This window comes from Paenibacillus allorhizosphaerae (genome assembly GCF_042659105.1).
GTDB lineage: Bacteria > Bacillota > Bacilli > Paenibacillales > NBRC-103111 > Paenibacillus_G > Paenibacillus_G allorhizosphaerae.
In genome coordinates, this window is record NZ_JBHSRV010000010.1 from 18,122 (window position 1) to 43,957 (window position 25,836).

Consider the following 25,836-nt stretch of genomic DNA (forward strand, 5'->3'; position numbering starts at 1 on the left):
CAATTAAGGTGCTGTTCCTGTAAACACGCCAGTTGCTTCATTTACTGAAGCCCCTGTTACGGAAGTATTCACATTTGTAGATTTCGTCACAGCTGCAGGAGCAATCTTCGTCCCTCCTACATACAAGCCGGCTCCCGCCAACAACACACATACCAGTAGAGTTACTACAAGCTTCGTCATTTAGTATATCCCTCCATTAGAGTGCTTTTATCTCTAGACTCCTTTCGGTGTCTAAGATAACTCAGTTAAATGCTGTTTGAATATTTGTTCGCTGCGTAGTTCCCGCTGTACCCGTTGCAGGGATGACCTGTCTGCCTAGCGCATATATTGTTGCACCTGCAAGGATTACACATACAAGCAGCATAACGACAAGTTTTGTCATGGATAACGACCTCCTATGGCATTGTAAAACTAGTCATAATCTGAGTGCTAATTGAAGTAAGCCACGGGTATAGAAATAAAATCACGTCGATCCCAAAAGGGATCATGATATAGAAGCTTATAAATATAGGAGCATTCTCAATACTACGATTCACATCGGATTCCAGTGTAGCGTCAATGTTCTCCGCCTCACTTTTCAGGACCTCAACAATCTCCTTAGCTTCCGTTTCACTTAGCGATATTAATGCATTCACGAGAGGATAAATTTCTGAAATGCCGACGGAATCTTTAAATCGCTCAATGGCCGCCCTTTGATTATTGCCCCATGCTGCCGCCATTTCTTGTATGTGTGGCTTAAGCAGCTTAAGTGGCCTGCTTGCCATAAGGAATGTTTCCCTTATATCCGACTTTTCATTGACACAGAGCTGTAATCGTTGCGATAGCTTCGCAATCTCAATTAGATACTCTGTCTTCTTTCCATTCGCGTAGACCACTACGATTACCATAGGAAGCCAATATCCAAGTAATCCAGCAGAGACGAGGAATAGAAGCAAGAACAAGTTCGTTCCTAGATTAAGATTTAATAGATCGTTTAGACTTCTGACTTGCGACATAAATGCGAATAGCATAAATATAGAAGCCAAGATCCAGCGAATAAACTGAAACCACGTATACGTTAAGGTGTGTGGAAGATCTGCAAGTCTTGCCCTCTCATAGTACTGACGGACCTTTGCGGGCATATCATCAAGATCAGCTAAACTCTGATAAAAAGACTGTGCTTCTTCCTTACTTCTTAATTCTTCAAGCAATCTTGCAAGGCGACTGTTACGAGTAAAACGAATACTCGAAACAATCGGTAACCAGAAAAATAAAGCGCCGGCGGCGAAGCATATAACCAATATCGCTTTAAATCCGTAATTCCAAAAATAATTCCAGAAATCCAATCACTCACCCCCTGCTAGAATCGTTTCCGTCCTGACTTTAAGACCATAACCATGGACCCCATCAGAACGATTAGAGTGAGAACCATTAGGGATTGACCAAACGGATCTAAAAAATAATGCTTAAAATTAGGCGGATCGGCCATTATGTTAAAAAGGACGATTCCAAACGCAGCAAGAACCAGGAACACGGTCCCAATACGATAGACCGTAACCATTGCGAGCCGTTTCTCCTCATTTCTCTTTGAAGTTAGCATGTCCTTTACCAACTTTTGAAGAGCGCCCGTCACATTCACACCACGTGTTATCCCGATAAGCAGGATGTCTACCAGATCGTCCGCCCAATGGTTGTCTAATCGTTCCGAAAATTCGTATAGAGCATCCTTCACGGGTTTAATGCGAAGGGAGAGCTCCAGCCTCTTCCATTCAGAACGAACATCTGTATGCATGGTAGGACCTGCCTTGGATGCAAGTTCAGCCATTGTAATACGGGGGCGATAGTGACCGATCAAGTTTTGCACTAATGCAATCATTCGTAACGCAATGCGATGCCTTTTTCGCTGTAGCCGAAATCGGATATAAAAATAAGGGAATGAAGCAAATAAGATACCGGTACATAAACTCAAGATCAATGGATTGGTTGAAGCAATCCTATCAGCTCCTGTCGCGTAAGCCTGCTGCAGAAGGTATATTGCACCGGCTGATCCAAACCCTCCAACAAGCAAAAACATAAGCATCATAGCGAGAACCACTTCTACACTCCATTTGATCTCTGCTATTTCCATTTCAACAGCAAATTGATCGATGATTGGTATTTTCCGAAGTGATATTTTTATTTCCTTGTCCGGCTCGCCAAGACTCCTGAACCTTCTTTTTCTCTGATAAATTACAGCAATTTTTTGAAGAACTGGAACAGCAATCATAACCGTCCCAATAATCCACAAGGCTAAGAACAGCCCCTTAGCTATTCCAGATACAATCTGATCAGTCATCATATCCTACTCCCAGAATCCTAGCTCTTTAAACTCGTTCGGGTCCGCTCCGTTAGCAATCATATGGTCCATGAGAGGTCGGCTTATTTTATGTCCCGTTACCTTCCAATCCCGCTTAAGAAAATCCCATTCGATGAGAGGTCGAACCTGAACCTTTTCCTCATCATCTACCGAGAGTTCCGTGATTTCGGTTGCGATTCGGAAATTCTGACCATCTATTTTCACTAAGCGAAGGAATATAACAATGTTGAAAGCTCGAGCAATACGCTTTTTCGCATCTTCCGTATCATGTATACGACCGTCCTGCTTCATCATGTCGATAACGTCGCTTATAAACGACTCACGATATTTAGTATGCATAGTCGCCATTACATCATGTCCGCGAAGGGCTCCTTGTATTGCCTGATTAATTTCAGCTCCCCGCCCTTCACCGAGTACAACCCAGTGAGGGGACATGACAAGCAAAGGTTTAAAAGCTTCTTCCATGGAGAGTCCGATATCATCAACCTTACGTACTCCTAGGATGCTTCGAATCCCCTTTAGTCGTCTCCTTAAGGCGATTTCAAAATCAGATTCCAGAGTCCGAATTCGTTCATGCTCCGGAATTTCTTGACACAAGCCAAATAACAAAGTTGTCTTTCCTGTATTTGTGGAGCCGCCGATTAGTAGGCATGCGTGATAACGAACAAGAAGTTTTAGCAATTTTACCATCTTGGAATTGATCGTTCGATAATCTTTCGATGCGAGCATATCTAGCGTAACGTCACGAACAATAAAATTTCGAATATGTATAGCCGGCACATCCGAATATGGTTCTCTTGACATGACAAGTCGTGAACCGTTCCATAAATACGACTGAAGCCAAGGTGTATTCTCATTAATCGGTTTTTTCCCGCACAAAGCAAGTCGATCTTGTAAGATAAGGACTTCTTCGGTGGAATTAAACTTTCGCCTGGTGTAGTGAATTGTTTCCCCTTTAATAAGTAGAAAAATATCTTTATCAATGACTTGTATTTCTTCAACACCAGGAAGGTCTTTAAGATCTTCAATAAGACTTGCACCACATGTTTGAGCAAAAATACTTTCAGTTGCGTTCATTCCCTCAATCAAAGTATCCGGATCAATTTCAATCCGATATTCCATGATGAGAGTGTCGATAACAGCCTTCATCCGTTCTTTCGCATTTGGTTTGCCGAGGCCCGCTGCGAGGATATCTCGATACAGTTCCTGATCTTTCTGCTGACGATCCATCAAATGTTTATGAACAATCTCAGCAGCTTGGGACAAAGGAATGCGGCGCCCCTCTCCGCCGTAAATTAGACGAAGTGAAGTACTCGCTTGCTCTTTTGCCTTCGCCTGCCGAATATCTTGCAAATATTTATACGAATCGAAGGCAATACGAGTCTTCATCTTCACCACTGTTTCCGTCACGAACCCACCCTCTATCTTTGGAATATTTTACGTAAGAAACCAGGCTGCTTTTGTTCTGAAGCCGCAGCGACAAACTCCGCACTATTACTTTCTGCAATCGTTGAAGCCAAAAGATTAATCGCTTGGGTAAAAGTATCGATCTGCGAGCCGGCTTGCAAATAAAGTGGAATACCATCGTGAACTGATTTTACTCCCAATCCGCCACCTACGTTCGGTATCTTCCCAACGACGTCCATATTCAGATAGTTAATCATATCATCGATTTTTTCGTTCTCTTGCAGCCGGTTAATCACAAGCTTAAAGTCTTTTGAACCTAACCCGCAAAGACGCCAATAACATTCGAACCATTCTTTCCAGCTGATGCGGTATGATGCGTATATCGGTTGAGAAACCAACCATCTTTCATCGGCATACCTGACGCCGCATACCGTAGCTGCGTTATCCGCAAAGGAACCGACATCCATGATCGTAATGTGAAAAGTTTGTCTCGCTACGGCCATAAGATGATAAATCATCTCAGGTGTTACATCTGATGCCGTTTCCCTGCGGTGACTACCAGGTAATACATAAAGGTTGGGAAATTTTTTATGCACTACGGATGCAGCCTCTAAAGAAGTAGGATCTAGTGTACCTGTTTGTAGCTTGGCCCGAATTTGAAAATTACTTTTTAAACGGTCTGCAATGTTTAAGTGCGATCGTAACGAGGGATTTTTCAGATTGCCATCAATCAAACCCACCCGCAATTTTGTTTTTGAAGCAATAGCTAGAGCCGTGTTAATTGCAACCGTCGAGGCACCGTCCGCCGAAGCTGCGGGTAATACAGTAATAAATTTGCTACCCTCAACTTGGTGGGCCTGACTTCGCTCAAACCCAAGTATATTTTTTACAAATTCATATGCTGTTTTTTCGGTAGAAATTTGTGCCGGTATAATATTGAAATCATAATCCATAGCTAACTTCTCGATAATAGATAACATTGTCGAATCATATGTATCCGTATCTAGGGCTATGTATACCAAAGCGGTTGTTGCAGCGCGCTTAATTTCTTCGACCCATATCCAAGGATATAAATCGGTGAATAGACCGGAATCAACACAGACAACATCAAAATTGTTAGGTAGTTGGAAAAAAAATTCGTCTTTTTGATTAACGATCTGACAGTCCATACCTTCCTTTCGATATTCGAGAAGTCTTTCTATTGCTACTTGCTCCTTGATACCGATTAGTGCTCTCATTTACGAACCTCCGTAGATGTTGGTGCTCCTGGCTGGTTTACTGAAGGGACCTGCTGGGCGCTAGAATCGCTCCCTTTTACTTCCGAATCTTTAAGGTCAATCTTAAGCGTAATCTCTCCCTTATTTTGCTTCGAGAAGGCATCCGCCCTTTGTAACTCCAAGAATGAATCCGTAACTTTGGCCGATGTGCCGTCTCGACTATTCAGGTTCGGCAGCGCAAGTTTAACTTTTCCACCGATTGCACCAAGGGCATATGCTGCATAGGTATCATCCTTCATGATGTACGTGTTCGTTTCCGGCTTTCCGTTTGGTCTTGTTCGATCATTTGCGAGCTGAACCGAATCACTTTGAACAAAGTTTTCCATTGAATTAACGTCGCCAACTTCAACGCCTTCTCCTGTCTTGATCGATGAAACTCGAAGGCCTTCTATAATCTTCACGGCACCAATAGATAATTGCCCTGATGGAGTCCGGATAAACTTTGGTGTATCAAACTCAACCCATACATCCACCGAATCGCCCCGACGCACCATATTATTGACGTTTGTCGTGACGTCTGTCTTAAAACTATAGTAACGCTCGTCTTCCTTCGGAACATAACCTGGTTTAGCGACTTTCCAAGATGCGATTTCTTCGTTCTCCCCTACAGGCACGAGCACTTCCTTGCCAATCAGTTCATTTGAATTAATGATTGCATCTTTGGCACGGCTGGACTCGGGTATTGAAACTTGACGCAGCATAGAGGCTTCAATAATTTCCCCAGTTTTGAGCAACCGCGTTGGTTTAATCGCGACTGTTGAGGTGAATTTAACCTCTGTTAGTTTTGAAAAATAGAGGTTCCCTACGACAGATATCGCCATAAGCGCTACTCCCGAAGCCCAAATAATCACTTTCCGCAAAACGGATCACTCCCCAGCTATCCCTATGTCTTTCGGGCATTATATACTATGATATTAGTCCCATATATCGACAATATATTTGTTAATTACTTCCTTTATATGTTTCGTACGTGTTTATTATACACACATAGGATGAAAATAGCGACAAATTTTTCTATTTCTATGATCTAGAAGACATCTTCCTATTACATCGTCAAATAGACATATGGAACTATGTACATTCCGGTTACGCCCGGTTAAAATACAAAAAAAAACTCTATGATGACACACTTTCCCTAAGGAAGGTGCGACTCATAGAGTCACGTTATCTTGAACAATTAATGCAGCGGCTCTCAATGCTGCACTAGAAAAACTTACTTGATTTAGTATAATCCTGTGCACGTTCAAATGCAATATATTTTGATTTAGGGCAGTTCCTTGATTTTTTGAATAACTTTGCTTTTGTTTATTCGGCGAAATAGCGGTAACAGCTCCAATAATTCATCCGTCTCTTCATCTGCTGGGGAAATCAAGATTTCATTCACGGGACGATAGTCACTTACGCTGATCACAGTTGTACCATGTAAACTACAAAGGAAGGTAAAAGCATCATATCCATATCGAATTAATCTATCTTTTACAGGAACAATAAGTAGACGTACGTCACCAGCCGCAATCATTTGATACAGTTTGGTAAATTCTTTCCGCTCGTTAAGAAGCCCCCCGATATCATGAAACCAATGATCAACCGAAAGATTATTTTCAATCGCGTACTCAAGAATAACTCTATGCTGGTACTCAAAGAGTTCATTTCTTTCGTTATTGAAAACCCGGCAATATCCAACAACAGCCCCCTTTCCTGCCGCATGAAGATCTCTGAATTTCACTTGTAAGTACTGGTCGTGGGTATAAAAGCGACGATTTCCTTCAGTCCGATGAGCCACCAAAATTCCGTCACGGTCCCAACGCTGCAAAGTACTTACGGTTCTGCCGATCAGTTTTGCAAATTGTCCTATTTTGTACTCATTCGCCATGATTTTAATATTAGCATACAAAAATTCGATTTAAAATGTAACAAATAATGTAATATTGGTAATATGAGCCAAAATCAAAGTCTAATTTCCAGATACTTATTGATACTCCAAATGCTGTCTTATGATTTTCAAAATCCATTCTTGCGCATTTCCATCGGATGTTTTTTGTAATTTTTGAAACTCTGAATACGATAATGAAATCGTCAATCTATGTACAAAATCGCCTAAGATTATCCCACCATCAGTTGGAAAGAGCTCCCCTTCCACGACATAACTTTTCAATAACCCCTCAAACTCCAGACTAGGTAAGATCATGCCATTTCTTACAACAATGAGATAAGACTCTTGCTCCGAAAAAATACGAATATTCTTTGTTCCAAATTGATGGACGACGATTCCTAGCATTTGTAAGGTCATTTCATCCAACGCGGCATACGGAACTTTAAATCGAACAGCTCCTTTGTTTGCAGCATATGGCAGATCGAGACACGGTTCACTTGTTCCAAGTGGAGCGGCTTTAGCCAGGACTCGAGTTTCACCGTTATAAAATAATGTGATCGGATCTGTATCAATTACCCACCACTCTTCACCTTCTTTATTTATGTGGTCAAACAGACGGTAGCCATTAAAGAAGAGTTTGAGCTCCCGTCCCTTTATCTCTTTGGGTGTATTTCTTTTTCTACTTTTTTGGCCAATAAAATCTCTGCAAATCTCTGCACGGTGGGTTTCTATCCATTTCTTGGGGATCGCATAGGATGCATTACGCTGGTAAGGATGTGTAGGGAATGGAGGATCTACTCTATTGTCTATCCAGCTTTTAATGAATTGCAGGGGTACCTCCAAAGTGATCGCAGCTTCTCTCATAGTGACATGCTCATTAAAAAATTCCTTAATCTTCTTAATCTCATCATAGGAAAATTGTAATCCACCCCGTGAGTTTGTGGGGTGCAAAAAGCCCTTCTTAATCCAATCAAAGACCGTTCGCCTAGACAAACTAAGCTCTTTAATCACGTCATCAATCGTTAGCAAAGCTAGTACCTCCAAACTGATGTGCCTTGTTCTCACGATGGCTATAAAACTCAGCAGACGCTAATTTATAAATTAAGGGTACTCGAATTTTATGGTGGAAACAGTAAAATTAAATTTCCAGATAATTTTTCCGTTTTTTCCCACCATGACGTATCCTTATATTCTTTGTTTCCTCTTCCAAGATGCAATAAGCCAAATGACTATTCCAACACTGTACAGAGGAACGACAACAAAATATAGAATAAGCACTTCAAGCATACCTTCAAAGCTTTTGTATTCATGCCATGGTCTTGCTATGAGTATGAATATGAAGCCAATCCAGAAAACAATTGATGTTATTACATATTTACGGAACGTTGTGATAAGAGGAATAATTAATCCAATTAATAATATCATCCATTCTTCGTTATTCATTCAATCCCCCCAACACTGCACAAAATCCGAATAGCCTAAATTAAATTTGACCCATTCGTCCGGGAAAATATATTACCCATCTTTGACCTGAACGACTATCGCAGGATCAACCGGGTCAATTAATCGGATTTATAGATAGAGACTACGTCACATTTTACCCAAGCCTGTAACCTGTAACCCTGTTCTTTCCATTAGTTTTGCTATGATACATTGCCTCGTCTGCACGTTTCAGGAGCTCTTCTGCAGAAAGTCCTTTAGCGTATTGAGCGAAGCCTATACTTGCAGTTACAACACATTCCTTTTCAATACGTTTGCGCACGTTCTCCGAAAAGTCTTCAATAAGCATAATCGTTTCAAATGAAGTCATTAATACAACCATCTCTTCGCCGCCGTACCTTCCAGCAATCCCGCGGCCCTCGATCTCTTCCTTAAGGATGGAAGCTACCAGCTTAAGCGCATCATCCCCGGCCTTATGTCCCTGGGTATCATTCAGCTTTTTAAAATTATCGAGGTCGAAAAAAATGACTGCCACATCCGCAGCCCGCTCCACGTATTTTTGCACAGCACTCACAAAGTATTTTCTGTTAAAGAGTCCTGTGAGACCATCTGTTATCGACGATTTGTAAGAGTTTTCCAATACATCTGAGATTCTCGTCGTTACGAGAACAAGGACCAGGCTGCAGCCAACAATAAAGAAAATATCATGCACGAGTTCTGCGTAATGGAAGTTCAAATTATTAAGAAGCAGCCGCTCTGTACCACCGTAAAGCTCGGAGATTGCAAAAAAAATAAGTAACCAGCGAAACCCTGAAGCAACCCCTGGCAACCATTTTTTAATTTGAATAGCTACAAAGATCGCAGTAACAGCGCAAATGAACATACTGATATACGCAGGCAAGAAGCTAATAATTAAAAGGACAGGAAGAACACATAGAAGAACAATCCTTCCTCGCTTGGCCAAGTTTCGATGAAGCATAAACAATGCAATTCCGCTCACATACCAACCAATATAATATAGAGCTTGAACAAGATGATGAAGATTGTCAACTAACATTGGCGACTGGAGTATTGGCATTGAAACGAGTATTTCCAGAAGCGCAGATAAAAGTAAGATCGCGGATCCAACAGTAAGAAACCTATAGCCGCGCTTTTTGCGAAGCCGGTCAAACAACTGGGTTATATAGAGCAACACCACAAGTAGAGGAATTACACATACGCTTAAATAATGAATCATGTCATATCTCCTGCTCATTTTAAGATTATCATGCAGTCCGTTGAAACCAACTCTTGGGATCCGTTTTGTATGTATGGCTATCCCGATTATCAAGCTTTCCGATCCATATTTGGCTATTCTTTTCGTCGATCTGGTAGAACACCCGAATTCGGCCGACCTTGATTTTTTTAATTTCGGAGCAGCACCAGAGCTGTTCATACTTTCTACTTAACGGCCGTGGGTTTACGCATAACTCTTCAATCGCCTCCTCTATAGCCCGTTGCTCTTGTTTTGAGAATTCATTAATTTCCTTTTTCACTCGTTTTGAAATATAACCTACTTGATACATATCGAAATTTCTTCCCCTCATCATTAGTTTTAGTTGACGTTTAAAAGTGCCCGTACTTCTTGCCCACTTACTGTCGTCACGAAAAACTCGCAGCCGTTGTTATAAATCCCGTCGACTCCTCGTTCAGTTCGTATTTGATAGCACATGGGATGCTCGCCAAGGAAATGATATCCTGGTTCCACATAATCTACGTACCCTCCATAGCGGTCCACTTGCATCATCAACACAATATACCATCCACGTGCTCGTCCCGGTTCAATCTCACCGTATAATATTCCACCCTGTGCCGCGCCGTTTTGGGTCAACCATTTTTTGATCTGTAAGGATTCTCGGGAAAGTCGATAACGGCTTTTCCGGTTCATAAAAGAGCTTGCGCAGCTCGCTGAAATCAGAGTACATCCCCGCTTCCCTAACATCTTCGAGATTTCAGAATTCGGGCCGGTCAAGAATCCTGCTTCTTTCGGTTCAACCGTTTCCGCTTTATCCCCAATTTTCAATCTAACCATGTATTGGCTACCTATTATGGAATCTCTAACTTCGATCCGATGGCCGGCAAAAATAAAAACTTCTTCATGCTGTTGAAACATCATTTCACCCCCAAGGATTTATAAATGGAAATACGAACTTCAGACATGTGATTTGTACGGCGCCTATGCAAAACCCTATAAATAATAAGCTCACCCACGGTTGCTGTAGATGTGGCTTCTTTTTTCCGATAAAAGCCTCAACATAGTATAAAATTAACCCTACGAATCCCGCATTAATGACTGAGAGCAATGTGGCCACGATTCCTGATGCTATTCCTAGATAAGCAACTATCAAAATATCGCCACCACCTACTTCATTTGTGAAGAGTGCAAAGATGTAATACACCAGCGCTGGTATTAGAGCAGCTGTATAAAATAACCATCCTTGCGGATGAATAAAAATCCGGGTAATAATCATGGCGATTATCGCCGGTATCGAAACGATATTAAAAACTTTTCTGTATTTCCAATCTGTGAAAGCAGCCGAGGCCATAATAGGTACCATTTGTCCATAAACAAGAGTTTGTTGCCAATCCAAAGATCCCGCTCCTTTCTGTCAACGACCATTATATACCAAATGTGGGTACCACAATATTAACACTACTGAATATAATGTGCAATGATTATTGTTAAACATTGCACAATGTGTGTATAATAAATTGGGTTAGAGTATTGACTAATACGTTGCCGGTGAGTGCCGGACGTTGCCGGAAACTCCGCAGCACCGGGAATACGATGGCAGTAAGCCTACCCGTGGGCTTTTTTTTATGAACGGTGCCATCCTGCTTTGACTGTTCCTATTATGTTCGCATATAATTTTCACAGGGGTGATTTATAATGGACCGCACATTACACCTTAGATTCGCTACATACGAAGAAGCAATGGCATATCTAGAGGAACGCGGAAAGTTGGTGTATTTCGGAAGGGTAGGCAATCGTGCGGAGACTTATGTATTTAACATTCATTTACCGGATGGGAGGGTAAATGGGTTGTTCATAAATGAGGATGGTTACGACGGAGATAATAAGCGAAGGGTATTCCTGGTAGTCATTGATACAAACTCATTCGGCTAGTTCTAACTCGATGGCCCATGGAGATACGTATATATCCCTTTCGACCTTTCCCTTTGCTTCAGGTGTACGAGCAAGCTGCTGCATTCGATCAGGACACTTGTGTTTCCAAACAATGGCAAGCAGCTTATAATAAATTAAGCCAGGATATATGGGTGATGTGTGATTTCAACACTTACATATACATATACGTATACGTATACGTATACGTATACGTTTACTTTAGGAGTGTTTCATTATGAATGAACAAATAATTGAATTACATCCGGTTGCTACCAATTACTTTTTACTTATTCAGAAGAAATTTGGTTTAAGCCGTAGAGAAATCGAAATATTAAAGGTGCTGACCTTACGTGGCCCAAGCAATCTGGAGATCAGCATTAAACTTAAAGTTGCTGAGAAAACAATAAAAAATCACATATTCAATATTTATAGAAAAACCAGTACCAGTAATGCTCGAGAACTGCAGGCATTAATCTTTCGCGAAATGTTGATCACTTGCTTTTGATGTGGCGAATACAGACTGAGATGAAGATACGGCCGGAATACGATCATCAAGAACCTACTCATGTTGTGAGGATTTTTTTCTAAAAAAATGGCTCCGTTAAAGTTCAATGTTGATTTTGCTGGTTGTGTTTGATTTCATTAAAATTATGGGTACTGATATTTTTCCAAGGAGAAACTCTATCAATGGCACAGGAACAAATTAATGATTTTTCTAATGAGTTGACTCAATCAAAGCATCTCATTTTTGCACTTGGAGCTGTGGGCATAATTATTATCTTAATGTCCTGGATTGTTGCTGCCATCATAAGAAATAGAAGATTGAAGAGACTGGAGCAATCGGGAATTTACGATATAGACCAAATGAGTGGAAGAGAATTTGAAGAATATCTCGGGCAACTTTTCAAGTTTTACGGTTATTCGGTTATTGTAACAAAAGAAGTAGGAGATTTTGGAGCAGATTTGGTATTAAGTAAGGATGGAATTAAGATCGTTGTACAAGCAAAGCGTTACAGTAAAAATATAGGAGTAAAGGCAGTACAAGAAGTACATAGTGCAATTTCATATTATAATGCGTCAGAGGCGTGGGTAGTCTCGAACAGTGGATATACCAAAGCAGCAATTACACTCGCAAAGACTAACAATGTTAGACTAATCGACCGAGACGAACTGATTGAATGGTGCATAAAAATGAATTCAAACGTTCTCGGTGAGGCAAGTGGGGCACGATAGCTCAACAACCAAGCATAATCCCACCAACAAATGGTGGGTTTGTTTTTTTGGGAATATCAATAACTAATTTTAACAGAGCCAAAAACACTCGAGCAACATTTGCATCATATTCTATATTCCTCCTGATGAAAATAAAAGGCTACCTGGGGCAATCCCCGGCAGCCATCTTCAATTTTTATTTGGTTACAATTCTTCGGCCATAGCTTTCACAATCTCCACAGACGGCAGCGATATCCTTAGCATTTTCTCAGTCTGTTCAACCATTAAAGTCGCTGCTTCAAGGACATAGAGGATGCCAGTCTCAATACTGAGTACACCTTCTATAATAAAGCCCATATAGAAGAACTTATAATATTCACCGATTTTTTTCGTGGTACGGATACTCATATGGGTATTGCTCACCCCCTAATGCATGCATATGGGGCCTGAGCTGGAGCCTCAAGAGATCATCTATTCCCTTGCAAAGTCCATTCTTCTGAACTGGATGCCAGGCCGCGAAATAAAGTTCAATTCCTTTTGGAAGAAATAGCTTCTTAGCCTCCTCAATACATTGGAGAACCGTCTTTCCAACATCATCCACCTTCTCCTGGGCATCGGAATCAAAAGCAATGACGATTCGCTTCGGATTAAGCTGAAGAGTCGGTTCGAACAGCTGACGATAATTTTTTACGCCGGCAGCCTGAATGTGAATCTTGTCGGTCAAGTCTGCCGCGATATCGCCTTTGAGTGGCCCTTCACCCCACCAAACCTCCGTAACGTCGAAAACATTGCTAATGAGATCACCCGCTTCCCATTTCTCAAGAACAGCGGATGGTACGGCAACATGATACGGAGCGGGGGTTGGATGACCAATGCGGGCGCCTTGTGCAACGCCTCTCTCAACATCCCTACTGGTGGAAAGCCATACATACTTTGCTCCCGGTTCCAGTGTAGCGGTCCCTCTTTCAAGAGTAACTGGGAAATTGTCCCTTTTCCCCTTCCAAACTACAGCCTCACTTTGTTTGTCGATGATATCCACTTCACCGTTATTCAGATTAGCTGTATAACCTTTAGGTAGTCTGATGATTCTGGGGTCATCAACCCTTAGTTGAAAGCCGCAAATTTGGTTCAAAAGGTTCCGGAAAGGAATGAGGAATCCATTCCTAGCCACCAGAGTCCAATACCGAAGACGATCTTTTTCCATAAGGGCGAAGCCAGGGACACCAACCGGGTCCTCTTTCAAGGAATTAATGAGCTCCTTTGTCAGCATATACCTGCTTCGATAATTATCGGTTACCGAGCGATAGCCTCGAATTTGAATCTCCTTTGGAGTAAAGCCCCGTTCCTGCAAAAGGTGCTCTCTGTGCTTATCCCCGAGGTTCAAAAGTTCAAGCATCTGACGGTAATAAAAATCCAGCCAGGCATCGTATCCTTTAGCATCCTCATGTTCGTCACGGTGAACAATAGGTGCATGCGATACTCGCCGTTCTCCATCAGGTTCAAATGAGGTGCCATCTTTGAACTTCAACGGTATTCCTGCGATATTACAGATTTGGACACAGGATTCTACGAACCGTTCTCGATTTTTTAGTGAGATATCGTCATACATACGATAGGCATAATAGGATAATACATCTTTTCCACCAATACCTTGACGGGTAAAGTCCATCCAAATACGTTCCGATGGATTAATCCCGACAGAAGGAGTGCGCTCCCCACCATTTCGGTATGTCATGTACCATTTTCCTACCCGCCTAATCTCGTCGCCCATAGCTATGGCGAATTCCTTTAAGTCAAGTGACCGAATCTCTTCAACCGTTTCATCTGCAATGCTCTTTTTGAGCAAACTAGGCAATTCCTTTAATAAGGTCATACCATGTCCTCCTTGTTCCATAATGAAAGCGCAAAAAAAGAGACCCTATGAGCGGATTTATGCGCACTTCGCACATAAATTCAACCCATAGGGTCTTCGACTTCACACAAACGCCACCACTAAAGGGGCAAAAAATTCTTAATGCCATTGTATCATGAAATACTGGTTTATGACAATGGAGTTTTCCTACACCCGTAGAATCAGTTGTTCATTCTGTTCAAGGGGAGTAATAAATGCCCGATCGTAGGAAACCACGACCATAGGTGCTGCAGAAATCGGCTCACGTGTCCGCTCATTGATGAACGTCTCGGTCAAATATGGCTGATAGTAAATCGGAGTTGTGCCCTCCCGCTTCAGCTCGAAATCGTAAGCATCGAGCGTTCCGGAGATCCAAGCGTGAACCGAGCGAACCCGCCTCTCCAATACTTTAGCTCTTCCAATGGCCGAAACGAAAAAGCGGGCATTGGTTAGCCGTACCGTATCACAGTACCCGGCCACCAATCCGGTCTTTGCACAACGAATGACGATGGAATCTTTATGCAGATTCCGGTACACCTGAACTTTGCTCCCGATTTCTACTTTCCGTTCCTTGAACCACTCCATCGAAATAATCCCTCCATTTTGCGCGTTCTGGCATCGATGACAACGGAGGCAGCCCCAGTCGCTTAAGTGCCATATCACGTCCATAGAAACGCCAAAAATTTAGAGAAACAGCTCCAGCAATTTGCGGATCTAAACGTTTCTCATCCTTGGCCTTTTGGAAACCTTCTCGCGACCACCATTGGCCTTCGCGGTCCGCTCGAAACGTTCCACCATATAATTTTCTGACCCTGTATTCCAACTTGTCCTTATCTTTGAGGTCCCAAAGGTGTGCTTGATACCAATGTCCCTCATGGACATAGACCGCGGTGAAATATCGACTTTGTTCCCTATCGCCCGTCTCTAGGAAAACAAGAAGTGCGGCTGCAGGTACTCTTAAACCCTCGTGCACTTTTTTTCTCAGATCCCGCGCGAATCGTGGCCTATAGACAACCGGCTTTTGTGGTACGAAGTAAATATCTCTAAACACGCTCCCGTTAATGGAAAGACAGTAGGTCTGCACTATGAGCTCTAGCGTTTGCCGAATAAAGGCATCATGGGGTACAAGATCCTTTTTTCTGGCATCGTACAAATCTTCCCCGGCCGCAGAGAGCCTACGTACTGCCGCTTCCCCTCGACGATCGCCGGCATAGCCTGCCTCGTTCCTTCGTTTAAAGATAACCGACTGCAGCTCGCTAAAATATTCGTAAGCTTCATTGTCCAGATCAGACTGATACGTCAACAGGTTGAGCTGAGTATACATGAAGAGGAACACCTTCCTTCAAAAAAATAAAATAGAGGATGCCGCAGCACCCTCATGTCCTTTTATCATATTTGGTCCGGTTCCAAGATCAGCTCCGCGACAGGACACGAAGCAAATCCAGTACGGATAGAAACTCCGGTTCGCTTAACGACCCCCGCTTCCTCTAATGCCTCAAGGATTCCTTCATTTTCCGAATAGTTCTTGATCACTACATGGTGTTCAGAAGGAAGCTCCAGGCCAGGTACAAAAATGGTAGCCGTGGTAAACGGTGTGCCATCTTCCGCATCATAGAGTTGGATCGCGACGCTGCCACGAGCATTGCGGGTGATTTCAACCGTGCATTGATTCAGTGTTATGTGCCGGCCATGCACCTGTAATCTTTCTGTCAAGGTTTGCATAGCTCATTCTTCTCACATATCAAAATCTAATCCTTGGTAATATCCGGACAAATGACCCGTAGAATGACGAACTTACCCTTTTCTAAGGCGTCCGGACAAATTTCGTATATTCCCATTCCCATGCTAATGACCATGGCTCCCCGCCTCCTTAGTGTCCATAAATTAAAACTCGGTTGCCATACTGCGCGCTTCGTTACGATCGAACGTCTCGAAGATACACACTGCAGTATCAGGGTCAATGAGTAATCTCCCGCTCCGGATGTCCTGCACAAGACTCGGTTGTCGTACATTACTGCAGCAGAATGTAACCCTTGTCTCCTCGCCCTTTAGCTGTGCTTCAAAGACCCGGTAAATCGGTCGGCCCTCCACCTTCTCGAAAGAAGAAAGCGGAAGAAGAGCTTCTTCCGCTTGTCCGCATCTGGGGCATTGTACCTTTACAGGCGCTTTTATATCTACAAATAGAGACAAAGCACGTCCACAGCATCTGCAAGATAGCTTAATATTCTCAATTAGCCGTATCATGACGTTACACCTCATGACTACGAAGTGGGACCACGACAGCAAGCCGATTGGAGGTTTCGCCATCTTTCAGGACCGGGGCCAAAATGTAGGGTTTCAACGGCTCTAGCCACCTAAAGTGGATATGTTCATAGGCTTCCAGCGATTTGAGCGTGTCCGTCATAACCTCAGCATCGACGCATCCCTTCATTTCACCGGTGGCATCTGCGACGAATAGGGATTCTTCCCCATTACCTAGCTCACCTTTAGACTTAAGATGAAATTCGCCATTTGTAAGCTTGAAGTTGACTGCTCGTTGTGCCTTTCCCGTAATCGACATCGCCCGTTTAAATGCATCTTCGAGTTCTTTACGATTAACAGTACACTCGGAGGCAAATGATCTAGGAAGTTGCGTATCGAGATCCATCACTTTTCCGGAAATCAGTTTGCTCACGATCATCACGCCGATACCAGCAACCGTAATCATACTCGCTCCCACTAAAACTCGAACAGGACCTTCTATTTTATCGAAGATATCCAGGATCAGCTTCGCAGTCTTGGCGGATATGATGGCTTCGAAAGAAGACACTTCAACCGTCAGAAGTTGAATCGAGGCCAGCTTCAGATTGCTGGACTGAAACAATACACCACTTTCCGAACCCTTTAATTGCACCCCGCAAATCGCAGGTCTCGCTTCATCTTTGGAAACCGCGTAGAGGGTTTCTTTGATGACCGAGCAGAAGTCTTTGGAGCGGGAAACAAATGAAACCGCACCTTCTTCTGTTTCGATGTTCGGATACATACTAACATCCTGAGTTGCCAGGGTGTACTTTGCTTTGCCCGCTTTTATGGTTAGTCGCTCATCTTCGAGTTCTAACCTAAAGTCGCCAGCGGGAAGATTGCGGCAGATTTTAGAAAAAGCTTCAGCGGGTATCAATACGCTGATTTCTTTGTCTGCTTCAATTACGCTGTGTTCAGACCCTTCGACAGTAGCTGCAGCTTTCACAATAGTTATCGTTCCGTCTCCTCCGACAAGCGTCAAAGCATTGCCAGTGACATTCTCCGTTTCCCCGCTGCCATCGGTTTTTCTTCTCGGTACGGTCTTTTGGATCTCCATTTTGATCATTTGGAGTACCGGAATCGCATCCGAAGTGGCAACCGCTTTCGCGACATCCTCCACCATCGATAAGAATTGCTTCTTATCCTTGATTTTGACGATAGTTACATTTTTTTCAATAGTGGATGATCCTTCCTCTTGTTGTAACACCAAATCTGTCATAGAGCTCATCACTTCACCCCTAATGCATTTGCTTTAGGGGCTTCACCTCCTAAAAATAAAATACACACCCATGCATCGATCGAGATCCCATTGGAACCACGAGTTATAGCGATGCAAATAGGTGTGAGCCTTTTAATTGATACGGGTCGCTACATCCGCCAATAGAGTAGGATACGAATTATTCGCCACATTCTGTGAAAAAGTGGTAGATAACACGAAAAGCCCTAATGCGGGTAGGAATCTTTAGAAAAGGCATAATACGCCCGTTTCTCATAAATTCCGCCACATAGGGCTTCAGGCTTGCGAAAAGGAAAACTACTACTCTGATAGGAATCTTATCATATGCTTTTCTTAGAGACAAGTAAAATCTACCACTGTTGCCAGAGTCGCAAGCTGTGAACTGCATTCACACGGTCCGGCACGATGCTGGTTCGCAGATCGATACGAGGACGGACGCATACCGGAGAATCGGGTTCGTGAGTTGTAGCGGCTCGGCTTGGCCTTCAATGCCGTTCCTGAATGTCAAGCGTACCGACAAATTGCGCCGGATACGCTGGTCAGCCTTTTCTTTGGTTTACTTTGCAACCGCGCCGATTACGTCCCAATCCGCTGCGGTCACATTGCCCATGTGCCATACGGATATGCCCTTCAGGCCGTAGTATTTGGCAAGCCACAGCTTTTTGGCGATGCTTTCCGAATCTTCGTAGTACATCAAATGGCTGCCGCGGTCATCCTGGAACTCGATCTTCTTCAAGTGATACGGCAAACTCAACGTCTGCCCATCCGGCTGCGATGCCATTCGCCGCTCTACCGCGTCAATATCCGGTTTGTAATAGGACGTGCCCTCTTGCGTGGTGATCCACTGGTTCGCTTGCTTGGAAATGCCAAGGACGATCTTTTCTTGCGGAATCGCGGCCAGCGCTTGCCGCACCGTATCGTTCACAAGCGGAAGCGGAGCGGAAGGCAGCTTGCTCCCTTGGTCGGTGAAATCGTATGCCATCAAAATGACCGTGTCGGCGATGCCGCCAATTTGGTTCAAGTCGTATCCCTTGTAGTAATAAGTAGGCGGAACGGCAACGGTTAGCGACAGGTTCCCAAGCTTTGCTTTCAGTCCGGATAAGAAGTCCGCATAATCGGCTGCGCTCGTTTCTTCCTTCAAGCCTTCGAAATCGATGCACACTCCCGTAAACGGATATCGCGGATTGTCCAGCGTTTGCAGCAGCGAGTCCACAAACGCCGCTTGTGCCGCGTTATCTTTGACAAAATCGCGCAAATTGCCGCTGCCGTAATAAACCATCAGTTCGCTGCCGATATTCGCCGTCTTCGCCGCTTCCGCCGCCTGCTCCCAGCCTTCTGGAACGCGATATTCGGTAGTCCCGGTTTGCAGGCTCGCCGTACCGGCGGCATCGTATTGCAAATGTGACCAGCCGAATATTACGTTAGACAACGATGATATCCGGTTGACGGCCTGATACGAACGAATCGCATAAAATCCGGTCACCTTAAGTGCCCGACCCGCCGTCTCCTGATCCACGTATCGGTATATAAGGGCCGCCGCTTCTTTGCGGGATAGCGGATCGCCCGGCCTGAAGCCGCGTTCATCGCCTTCCATGATGCCTCGGTTAACGGCATAATACATGTAAGGCGCGATCGCCTCGGTGAATTGAGCGCCATCCTTGAATTGCTTGGCAGCCTTTTCATTGGCCCAGCCAGACTGCATCCATAGACCGCGAATCGGCTCTTCCTGCAAATTCAGCAGCATTTTTCCAAGTAGCGCAGCCACTTCTTCCCTAGTGATCGGCTGCTCCGGGTGAAACTTGCCGGAAGCGTCGGTCATAAAATCGATCCATTGGCGCTGAGCCGCATAAGCGATATACGGGTAAGACCACCGGCCCGCAGAGAGATCCGTCGGAGCCGGACCGGATATCTTCGAAACATCCGCCCGTAAAGAGGCGACGGCTAGCTTTACGAAAGCTTCCCGCGAAAGCACCCCGTCCGGATTAAACATCGCAGCGGATTCGCCGTTTATAATATCTAGCGCGGCAAGCGAGTATACATTGTCATAAAACCAGTCCGCCGGTTTGACGTCCTGAAACGGTTTTAACTGCACGTCGTAAGCGAAGGCATTCCCCGTCATTGCGACGAAAAGCAATAACGAAAGCGCGGCGATTCTTTTCATTCGTCTGTGTCCCCTCCCCTGTTCCTCCTAATAGACGAGGGCGGACGGCAAATAATTTCATAGGGAAACAGAATGCTTGCTTCTTTAGTGCAGGTAAGAAAAACTCCTTATCGGAGTCCCTTCAAGGCAGCCAGACCGTTTTTAGCGGAAGTTTTTCTTGGTGCAGAATTTCTCAGTTCACTTTAACTCTTCAGTGAACTTAAAAATTCTGTAACGTTAAAAAAAATCCTGACCCTACAGTTCTGGGTACAGGATTTCCTTTTTTTCTAGATCGTAAAACCCTTGTTCGGCTAAGAATACTTCAAGAGTATACTCTTTCAACCGGGTTTCCGCTATATATTTTTCTAGATAAATCTTGAATCGTTCCTCAGTTGCTTCGAGCTTTTTGCCAACCATATAACTTAAGTAGTTGTCCTTAACCATCTGTAGTTCATCATCTTTGAGTTCCCGAATGAATTGCTCAGTAAGGTTAAAGTTCAGTTTGTAATATTCCGTCTTCATATCGTTCAACCAGGCGCCTCGTTTAGCTTCTTCTCTCTTTTCCAGCTCAATAGGTGTTAGCGATCGGTAATCATCGCGTAAAGCAGATAACGTATAAGCCGTGACATTTCTTACCTTACCAAGCTTAACAGCTTGTTCAACAACATCTAAATTACTCACTATGTATGGTTCATCGTACTTATTTAATATTTCAGAAATCTGAGCTTCATTCAAGCCAAATTTCTGCATACGTCCTCCCAGACTTTCTTCACTAGGGGGGGCAATCGCCTCCTTCTTTGGATTATCCTTGGAGGAGATATTAAATTTGATCTTAGTGACTTTCTTTGATTCTCGAATTTCTTCAAATTCAATATTAATATCCGTCAGTTCATTAATTTCCTTCTGGGCAGTCAGAATGACGCGTTTTTTAAAATCGTAGTAAACGGGGTATTCGTCAAGATCCAGACCGATTGTTTTTTTTAACTTTTCGAGAGTGAATTGGCGGTACCCAATTTTCTCATACTGCTTCATCAATTCGTAGATACGCATGGAGTACGCAGATTTCAATTTAAGAATATCCTTTAACTTAAAGGCTGTAAATTTCTCCTTGAGTTGAAGGAGGAACGGCTTTAACTTCTCAGAAAACTCCAATTCGATGATTCCTTCGTTGGGCAGGTATTCAGCAGAAGCAAGCCAGTTAACCTGAAGGTTCTCGCCGATATAAAAAGGTTTCGACATCAGCCCATAGGTATACTCTTTAATTTGTGTATATATATTTTTATTTTTGACACCGATTAATTTCGCAAAGTCGCTCACCTTAAACTGATATCTTTTAAAATTAGTATCATCCGGAGAGACTGTAGCTATTAGTGCAAATACGATTCTTAATTCAACTAGATTGAGTTTATAGGACGCCTCAACAAGATCATTTGATTTTACGACCAAGCTGGTATTTTTCATAATCTAGCTCCATATAGTTTTATATAGATCTTACTATACATTATACTGCGGATAAGACCAAATTTATAGAAAAAGTTCGATGAAATCACGGCGTTTTCGACATCCACGATTTAAAGATGTTTTATAATTATTTTATAAATCTTTTTAATGATTTTAAATATTGTAATAGTTTTAGAGACTCAACATCCCTTATATAACAAGGCCTCTCAGGTTTTAATACGGACAGATATAGGGTCAATTACTGACAGATATAGGGTCAAATGCGGACGGATTTAGGGTGAGGTACGGACGTATTTAGGGATAAGAAATGACAAATTTAGGGTTGGAAACTGACAAAAATAGGGTCGAATACGGACAATTTTAGGGTTGATGCTGACAAAAGTAGGGTATGACGGACGAAAATAGGGTCTCTTTTAATATCTGAAGGCTTAATACGGACAAAAGTAGGGTCGTTTTAATAGAGGATCATGGAATTACAGAGGATATTACGGACAAAAATAGGGTGAATGGAATATTGCGGCGGACAAATTTAGGGTAAATCACGTCGAGAGGACACTTGAGAGGCATGGGAAAGCGCCACTACGGACAAATTTAAGGCATCTACTTGGATAGGAGCCCTGGTACATGCCAAAACGCCCTAAATTTGTCCGTAATTCAAAATAGTACGGACAGATATAGGGTTAATCGGTGATCATTTAAATTATTAATTGGTAAATATCAGGATTGTGCCTTACATTTGTCCGTAGAAGGACAACAAATATAAGAGAAAAGACTGCTTCAACCCTAAATCTGTCCGTAATTAATGAATAGAAACAAAGGCTGGGCCGTCTTGTGTAGAAGGATCTGTTCGTGAAGTTGTGGGTACCTTAAATCTGTCCGTGCTTTGGGAAGATAATCGGTTTGATATATTTGAATTCTCCTCACTAACCCTAAATTTGTCCTTAATTCATGATGACTTAGGGATCATCAGCCGAAAGCTTGGTATGCGCACCCTCCATACTAATAATTAAAATAAATAAAAAAGGTCCTATTGACTCTACATTTCAAATGGGCATAGCTATCCCGTTTTGAAATAAGAGTCCATAGGACCTTTGACTTGAGCAACTGATACTTAACTGAAAGGTATTCTATCATATATAGCTGATTCTAGCAACCCCCCCTGTGTACAAAGAAAATAGAGGATTTGGGCGCGAATAATATTGCCGAGCTGGTCCCACTCTTCTTGAGTGAGACGTTCGCCACAATTGGGGCAAATGGCTGAACCGTTCACGCTGCCTGAACCTGGTTCTGGAGGAATTCCGTCTTCAAGTAAATGTTTAAGAGCCGGATTACTTCCCCAATCCTTTCATCTTAACTCAGTTCCGGTTTTCTTTCTCTTGGAGATGGAAGCAATCGACCAACAAATATAGGAGATTACATACATCGGCATTACTACAAAAAGGAGCGTAATCAGAAAGAACAATCCATGAAAGTCAATAATTGCTGTATGACTGGACTTTGATGGGTTATCAATGGCAAACATTACCGACCCAATAGCTAAACCAATTGCCATAGTCTTTGCAATCTTTCTATAATTCTTTCGATAAGCTATAAACGGCCCTGCAATAAAAAACAAGAATAGCAGTGAATAAAAAGCTGCATCAACCAAAAAAGAATAGAGATTATCCAAAAATCAAACTCTCCTCATCCCAAATTACAGATCTTATTAGAAGACACGGAATTAACCGCAGTCTGAGTAAGTCATCATCTCTGGCGTGCATTTCGTGAAGATCAATGCTTGCAGTTCACGAGCACTACCGGTACGGGTCTTTCAATAAATATTGAATATATTTATAAGAGGAACAGGACCCATGGGAAACCTGTTTTTTCTAATTTTGTATAAACAATGATCTCTTCATGATTCCGTGGAACATTTTTATGCATATCTGGAAGATTGGCACCCGATTATTCTCGAAAAACCTTATCGTATCAAATACTTTGGGCATTTTCACTTCCATTAACATGAAATTGATCTAATTTGAACCATTATATTGGCAGGTAGATCCAATGCCTGAAAGCCGTTAGCTAGACCCACATATTTACTCTGTTGCTGCATTCGGCTGGGCGATAAACTTCTCTATCGTTTCAAAGCCTTTTTTGTCGGCCCACATTCGTTCAAACTGTTCGGAAAAAGACTTCGTAACTTCCGGATCGCGTATGACCATTAAGATCTCATCATTTGTCGTTGAAGCGGCTTTGGAATAGTTGTACGAACCGGTTGTCACCACTGTTTTATCGGAGATGGTGACCTTCAAATGCATTAGACCGGAGTGACTGTTTATTTTCATCGGTATTCCGGCGCTGCCTAATATCTTCATTGCCTCAACCTGTGTTTTTCCACCCGATTGAATTTTATCCGTGATGATTCGAACGGCTACACCGCGGCTCTTTGCTTCTTTGATCGCTTTGACGATATCGGGATGCGTTAAGCTATAGATGGCGATATCCAGCGTTTCTTTCGTACCGTTGATTACGTCGATCAAGACTTTTTCGGGATGCTGATCCGCTTTAGTAAAAGCCCATTCGAGCTTTGTATCAGCAGAGATAGATTTAGACGTTGGCACACTCTCAGGCTGTTTTGCATACGACGCCGAGCAGCCGGCAAGTGATGCTGCCAGCAGTATGGCTATTATTGACTTAATCCATTTCAAATTACTACCTCCACTCTCTCATTGTTGCATTTTTTGTCAATCCTAAAGCATGGCCAAATCAATAAGAGCCTTCCGCAGATCAAACGGGATTGGATTCGGGTTTCGAATAGGTCCCATCACCGTACGAGCTTTAGCTCGAAGCCGTTCAAGTGTTGAATATGAGATACTGGATTTTTTTGTGCTTACGATTGAATGAATATGCCAAGCCTCGGCAGCCGACATCCCCATATTGATTCGCTCGATCAGGGAATCGATATTCGATGCAGGCAAGTTAAAAGACTCAAAGGTACCGGTATATGAATTATCTTCTGGGGTGAATAAAAGGGTTCCATCGATTCCCAGGTGACGATTCCTTCTCGCCTTCCGCTCCGCCTCTTCCTCCTGCTTTCGTTTCAAAGCCTCCCGTAATTCGGCCTCGCGCTCTGCAATAGCCGCCTGTTCTGTCTCGTACTGATGGGTAAGCCGCTCAAGACATGCCCTCATTTCTTCCGTTTCCTTTAATCCCCACCACTGGAATTCGTCCTTCGTTTCAGAAAGGGAAGTTGCTTTCTCCAAAGTGATAGTCGCCCGGTGAATATGATACCCAAATTTCCTTGTCGTAGGAATAAACCTTTCGATCCATGCTTGACCCTCACCGGGGTCGACATAAGCTAAGCTAAATACTTCCTTTTCTTCTGGAGTGAAAGCTTGCACGCCAAATGACTCTCTTTGGACACCAAACAATTCTCGGAATACGAAGGACGAACCAAACGTTTCATAGAAATCCTGAACAAAAGCGCTCCATTGTTTGTCAACGGTCGACTGAATTTTCATTTGGGCTTCGGCCAAGTAGAGCGATACGATGGAACGATCAGGTACATCAGCAATCCAAGAGGAATCTATAAAGTAAATTGGTTTGAAGCCGGCTGCCTGGTACGTCATTGTTCGTTTCAAAATATAGTTGTTATACGATTCGTCCTCACGAGAACCGGTCACATAATCGACCGACCAGGTACTCCCATTCGGAAACGTCAATATGAAGTCAGGAACTATTTTAAGGGCTGCGCGATATATATAACCCTCTTCAACAATGATACCATGAGGCTTCAATTGCCCCTCGAGATAAGTACGAAGAATCGCGCGGCCTACCCGATGAGTAAGAATGTTCTCGCTACTCCGAATTCGGCTGATATATTTATCATAGTTATTCGCACTCGGACACCGGTCACCTTCATGGCGAAAGTGCGGGGATTCTTCACGAAGAACAAGGCTTACCGGTTGCGTGCAGCAAAGACACGAGAATGCTTTTTTTTGGGAATGAATGCGGTATTTGGCTTCTAAAGTACGGACGATGTTTTCCCTAGATGATCCATCTGAAGCAATAATAAACCATTCTTCCGCGATATTAATCACCTGATCAAAAAGCCTGGCGATCTCCATAGGGCCTC

The 25,836-nt window shown here is 43.1% G+C and carries 26 protein-coding genes; 2 read left to right on the plus strand and 24 right to left on the minus strand.

Annotation, left to right across the window (positions count from 1 at the left end):
• Positions 1–3: 3 nt before the first annotated feature.
• The 13 genes from ACFQI7_RS27440 to ACFQI7_RS27500 form a co-directional block, all read right to left on the minus strand.
• Positions 4–180 (minus strand): hypothetical protein, encoded by a 177-nt coding sequence (locus ACFQI7_RS27440; protein WP_377517942.1) that lies wholly within the window; start codon positions 178–180, stop codon positions 4–6.
• A 215-nt stretch (positions 181–395) separates the two neighbouring features.
• Entirely contained in the window at positions 396–1,325 is a 930-nt protein-coding gene (locus ACFQI7_RS27445) for a hypothetical protein (RefSeq protein WP_218101193.1), read from the minus strand.
• Between the two features lie 14 nt (positions 1,326–1,339).
• Positions 1,340–2,317, minus strand: a complete 978-nt coding sequence (locus ACFQI7_RS27450) for a type II secretion system F family protein (RefSeq protein WP_218101192.1) — start codon at positions 2,315–2,317, stop codon at positions 1,340–1,342.
• 3 nt (positions 2,318–2,320) lie between these two features.
• Entirely contained in the window at positions 2,321–3,745 is a 1,425-nt protein-coding gene (locus tag ACFQI7_RS27455) for an ATPase, T2SS/T4P/T4SS family (protein WP_230415343.1), read from the minus strand.
• Between the two features lie 11 nt (positions 3,746–3,756).
• Positions 3,757–4,980: an AAA family ATPase gene (locus ACFQI7_RS27460; protein ID WP_218101191.1), complete on the minus strand. Its 1,224-nt coding sequence runs from the start codon at positions 4,978–4,980 to the stop codon at positions 3,757–3,759.
• Entirely contained in the window at positions 4,977–5,840 is an 864-nt protein-coding gene (locus ACFQI7_RS27465) for an SAF domain-containing protein (RefSeq protein ID WP_218101190.1), read from the minus strand. Before ACFQI7_RS27465 ends, ACFQI7_RS27460 begins: the two co-directional genes overlap by 4 nt.
• 443 nt (positions 5,841–6,283) lie before the next feature.
• Complete coding sequence (locus ACFQI7_RS27470; RefSeq protein WP_218101189.1) at positions 6,284–6,892, minus strand: MerR family transcriptional regulator; 609 nt, start codon at positions 6,890–6,892, stop codon at positions 6,284–6,286.
• Positions 6,893–6,988: 96 nt separating this feature from the next.
• Entirely contained in the window at positions 6,989–7,921 is a 933-nt protein-coding gene (locus ACFQI7_RS27475; protein WP_218101188.1) for a helix-turn-helix domain-containing protein, read from the minus strand.
• Between the two features lie 156 nt (positions 7,922–8,077).
• Positions 8,078–8,335, minus strand: coding sequence for a hypothetical protein (locus tag ACFQI7_RS27480; protein WP_218101187.1), 258 nt, complete (start codon positions 8,333–8,335; stop codon positions 8,078–8,080).
• Between the two features lie 154 nt (positions 8,336–8,489).
• The gene (locus ACFQI7_RS27485) at positions 8,490–9,569 is read right to left on the minus strand and encodes a GGDEF domain-containing protein (RefSeq protein ID WP_218101186.1); all 1,080 of its coding nucleotides are present in this window, start codon (positions 9,567–9,569) and stop codon (positions 8,490–8,492) included.
• 28 nt (positions 9,570–9,597) lie between these two features.
• Entirely contained in the window at positions 9,598–9,921 is a 324-nt protein-coding gene (locus ACFQI7_RS27490) for a type II toxin-antitoxin system RelE family toxin (RefSeq protein ID WP_377517947.1), read from the minus strand.
• Between the two features lie 5 nt (positions 9,922–9,926).
• Positions 9,927–10,487, minus strand: coding sequence for a hypothetical protein (locus ACFQI7_RS27495; RefSeq protein WP_218101184.1), 561 nt, complete (start codon positions 10,485–10,487; stop codon positions 9,927–9,929).
• Position 10,488: 1 nt separating this feature from the next.
• Positions 10,489–10,962, minus strand: coding sequence for a prepilin peptidase (locus ACFQI7_RS27500; RefSeq protein ID WP_218101183.1), 474 nt, complete (start codon positions 10,960–10,962; stop codon positions 10,489–10,491).
• 771 nt (positions 10,963–11,733) lie between these two features.
• Here ACFQI7_RS27500 and ACFQI7_RS27505 point away from each other — a divergent pair.
• On the plus strand, positions 11,734–12,003 hold the full coding sequence (locus ACFQI7_RS27505) for a helix-turn-helix transcriptional regulator (RefSeq protein WP_218101182.1): 270 nt from the start codon (positions 11,734–11,736) through the stop codon (positions 12,001–12,003).
• A gap of 182 nt (positions 12,004–12,185) precedes the next feature.
• Positions 12,186–12,731, plus strand: a complete 546-nt coding sequence (locus tag ACFQI7_RS27510) for a restriction endonuclease (protein ID WP_218101181.1) — start codon at positions 12,186–12,188, stop codon at positions 12,729–12,731.
• Between the two features lie 183 nt (positions 12,732–12,914).
• Here ACFQI7_RS27510 and ACFQI7_RS27515 read toward each other — a convergent pair whose 3' ends face one another.
• The 11 genes from ACFQI7_RS27515 to ACFQI7_RS27565 all read right to left on the minus strand — a co-directional run bounded on the left by ACFQI7_RS27515 (position 12,915) and on the right by ACFQI7_RS27565 (position 25,828).
• Positions 12,915–13,118, minus strand: coding sequence for a hypothetical protein (locus ACFQI7_RS27515; RefSeq protein WP_218101180.1), 204 nt, complete (start codon positions 13,116–13,118; stop codon positions 12,915–12,917).
• A complete protein-coding gene (locus ACFQI7_RS27520; protein ID WP_218101179.1) occupies positions 13,087–14,583 on the minus strand; it encodes a hypothetical protein in 1,497 nt (498 codons plus the stop codon). The genes ACFQI7_RS27515 and ACFQI7_RS27520 overlap by 32 nt, the downstream gene beginning before the upstream one ends.
• Positions 14,584–14,769: 186 nt before the next feature.
• Positions 14,770–15,138 carry a hypothetical protein gene (locus tag ACFQI7_RS27525; protein WP_218101178.1) on the minus strand — a complete coding sequence of 123 codons (369 nt, stop codon included), beginning with the start codon at positions 15,136–15,138 and terminating at the stop codon, positions 14,770–14,772.
• Positions 15,119–15,925 carry a hypothetical protein gene (locus ACFQI7_RS27530; protein WP_218101177.1) on the minus strand — a complete coding sequence of 269 codons (807 nt, stop codon included), beginning with the start codon at positions 15,923–15,925 and terminating at the stop codon, positions 15,119–15,121. Before ACFQI7_RS27530 ends, ACFQI7_RS27525 begins: the two co-directional genes overlap by 20 nt.
• 65 nt (positions 15,926–15,990) lie before the next feature.
• Positions 15,991–16,323, minus strand: coding sequence for a hypothetical protein (locus tag ACFQI7_RS27535; RefSeq protein ID WP_218101176.1), 333 nt, complete (start codon positions 16,321–16,323; stop codon positions 15,991–15,993).
• Positions 16,324–16,849: 526 nt separating this feature from the next.
• Entirely contained in the window at positions 16,850–18,109 is a 1,260-nt protein-coding gene (locus ACFQI7_RS27540) for a DNA polymerase III subunit beta (protein WP_218101175.1), read from the minus strand.
• Positions 18,110–18,674: 565 nt separating this feature from the next.
• A complete protein-coding gene (locus ACFQI7_RS27545) occupies positions 18,675–20,279 on the minus strand; it encodes a glycosyl hydrolase family 18 protein (protein ID WP_218101174.1) in 1,605 nt (534 codons plus the stop codon).
• Between the two features lie 234 nt (positions 20,280–20,513).
• On the minus strand, positions 20,514–21,719 hold the full coding sequence (locus tag ACFQI7_RS27550) for a replication initiation protein (RefSeq protein ID WP_218101173.1): 1,206 nt from the start codon (positions 21,717–21,719) through the stop codon (positions 20,514–20,516).
• 1,345 nt (positions 21,720–23,064) lie between these two features.
• Complete coding sequence (locus ACFQI7_RS27555; RefSeq protein WP_218101172.1) at positions 23,065–23,388, minus strand: hypothetical protein; 324 nt, start codon at positions 23,386–23,388, stop codon at positions 23,065–23,067.
• A 409-nt stretch (positions 23,389–23,797) separates the two neighbouring features.
• Positions 23,798–24,409, minus strand: a complete 612-nt coding sequence (locus ACFQI7_RS27560) for a phospholipase D-like domain-containing protein (protein WP_230415341.1) — start codon at positions 24,407–24,409, stop codon at positions 23,798–23,800.
• A 42-nt stretch (positions 24,410–24,451) separates the two neighbouring features.
• Positions 24,452–25,828, minus strand: coding sequence for a hypothetical protein (locus ACFQI7_RS27565; protein WP_218101171.1), 1,377 nt, complete (start codon positions 25,826–25,828; stop codon positions 24,452–24,454).
• Positions 25,829–25,836 lie beyond the last annotated feature (8 nt).

Coding starts and splice junctions, on each gene's coding strand:
- ACFQI7_RS27480 (WP_218101187.1), bottom strand. CDS start 8,335: ATGAATAACGAAGAATGGATGATATTATTAATTGGATTAATTATTCCT.
- ACFQI7_RS27565 (WP_218101171.1), bottom strand. CDS start 25,828: ATGGAGATCGCCAGGCTTTTTGATCAGGTGATTAATATCGCGGAAGAA.
- ACFQI7_RS27485 (WP_218101186.1), bottom strand. CDS start 9,569: ATGATTCATTATTTAAGCGTATGTGTAATTCCTCTACTTGTGGTGTTG.
- ACFQI7_RS27495 (WP_218101184.1), bottom strand. CDS start 10,487: ATGATGTTTCAACAGCATGAAGAAGTTTTTATTTTTGCCGGCCATCGG.
- ACFQI7_RS27450 (WP_218101192.1), bottom strand. CDS start 2,317: ATGATGACTGATCAGATTGTATCTGGAATAGCTAAGGGGCTGTTCTTA.
- ACFQI7_RS27440 (WP_377517942.1), bottom strand. CDS start 180: ATGACGAAGCTTGTAGTAACTCTACTGGTATGTGTGTTGTTGGCGGGA.
- ACFQI7_RS27540 (WP_218101175.1), bottom strand. CDS start 18,109: ATGAGCTCTATGACAGATTTGGTGTTACAACAAGAGGAAGGATCATCC.
- ACFQI7_RS27470 (WP_218101189.1), bottom strand. CDS start 6,892: ATGGCGAATGAGTACAAAATAGGACAATTTGCAAAACTGATCGGCAGA.
- ACFQI7_RS27510 (WP_218101181.1), top strand. CDS start 12,186: ATGGCACAGGAACAAATTAATGATTTTTCTAATGAGTTGACTCAATCA.
- ACFQI7_RS27460 (WP_218101191.1), bottom strand. CDS start 4,980: ATGAGAGCACTAATCGGTATCAAGGAGCAAGTAGCAATAGAAAGACTT.
- ACFQI7_RS27490 (WP_377517947.1), bottom strand. CDS start 9,921: ATGATGAGGGGAAGAAATTTCGATATGTATCAAGTAGGTTATATTTCA.
- ACFQI7_RS27535 (WP_218101176.1), bottom strand. CDS start 16,323: ATGCAAACCTTGACAGAAAGATTACAGGTGCATGGCCGGCACATAACA.
- ACFQI7_RS27550 (WP_218101173.1), bottom strand. CDS start 21,719: ATGAAAAATACCAGCTTGGTCGTAAAATCAAATGATCTTGTTGAGGCG.
- ACFQI7_RS27520 (WP_218101179.1), bottom strand. CDS start 14,583: ATGACCTTATTAAAGGAATTGCCTAGTTTGCTCAAAAAGAGCATTGCA.
- ACFQI7_RS27530 (WP_218101177.1), bottom strand. CDS start 15,925: ATGTATACTCAGCTCAACCTGTTGACGTATCAGTCTGATCTGGACAAT.
- ACFQI7_RS27505 (WP_218101182.1), top strand. CDS start 11,734: ATGAATGAACAAATAATTGAATTACATCCGGTTGCTACCAATTACTTT.
- ACFQI7_RS27515 (WP_218101180.1), bottom strand. CDS start 13,118: ATGAGTATCCGTACCACGAAAAAAATCGGTGAATATTATAAGTTCTTC.
- ACFQI7_RS27545 (WP_218101174.1), bottom strand. CDS start 20,279: ATGAAAAGAATCGCCGCGCTTTCGTTATTGCTTTTCGTCGCAATGACG.
- ACFQI7_RS27465 (WP_218101190.1), bottom strand. CDS start 5,840: ATGGCGATATCTGTCGTAGGGAACCTCTATTTTTCAAAACTAACAGAG.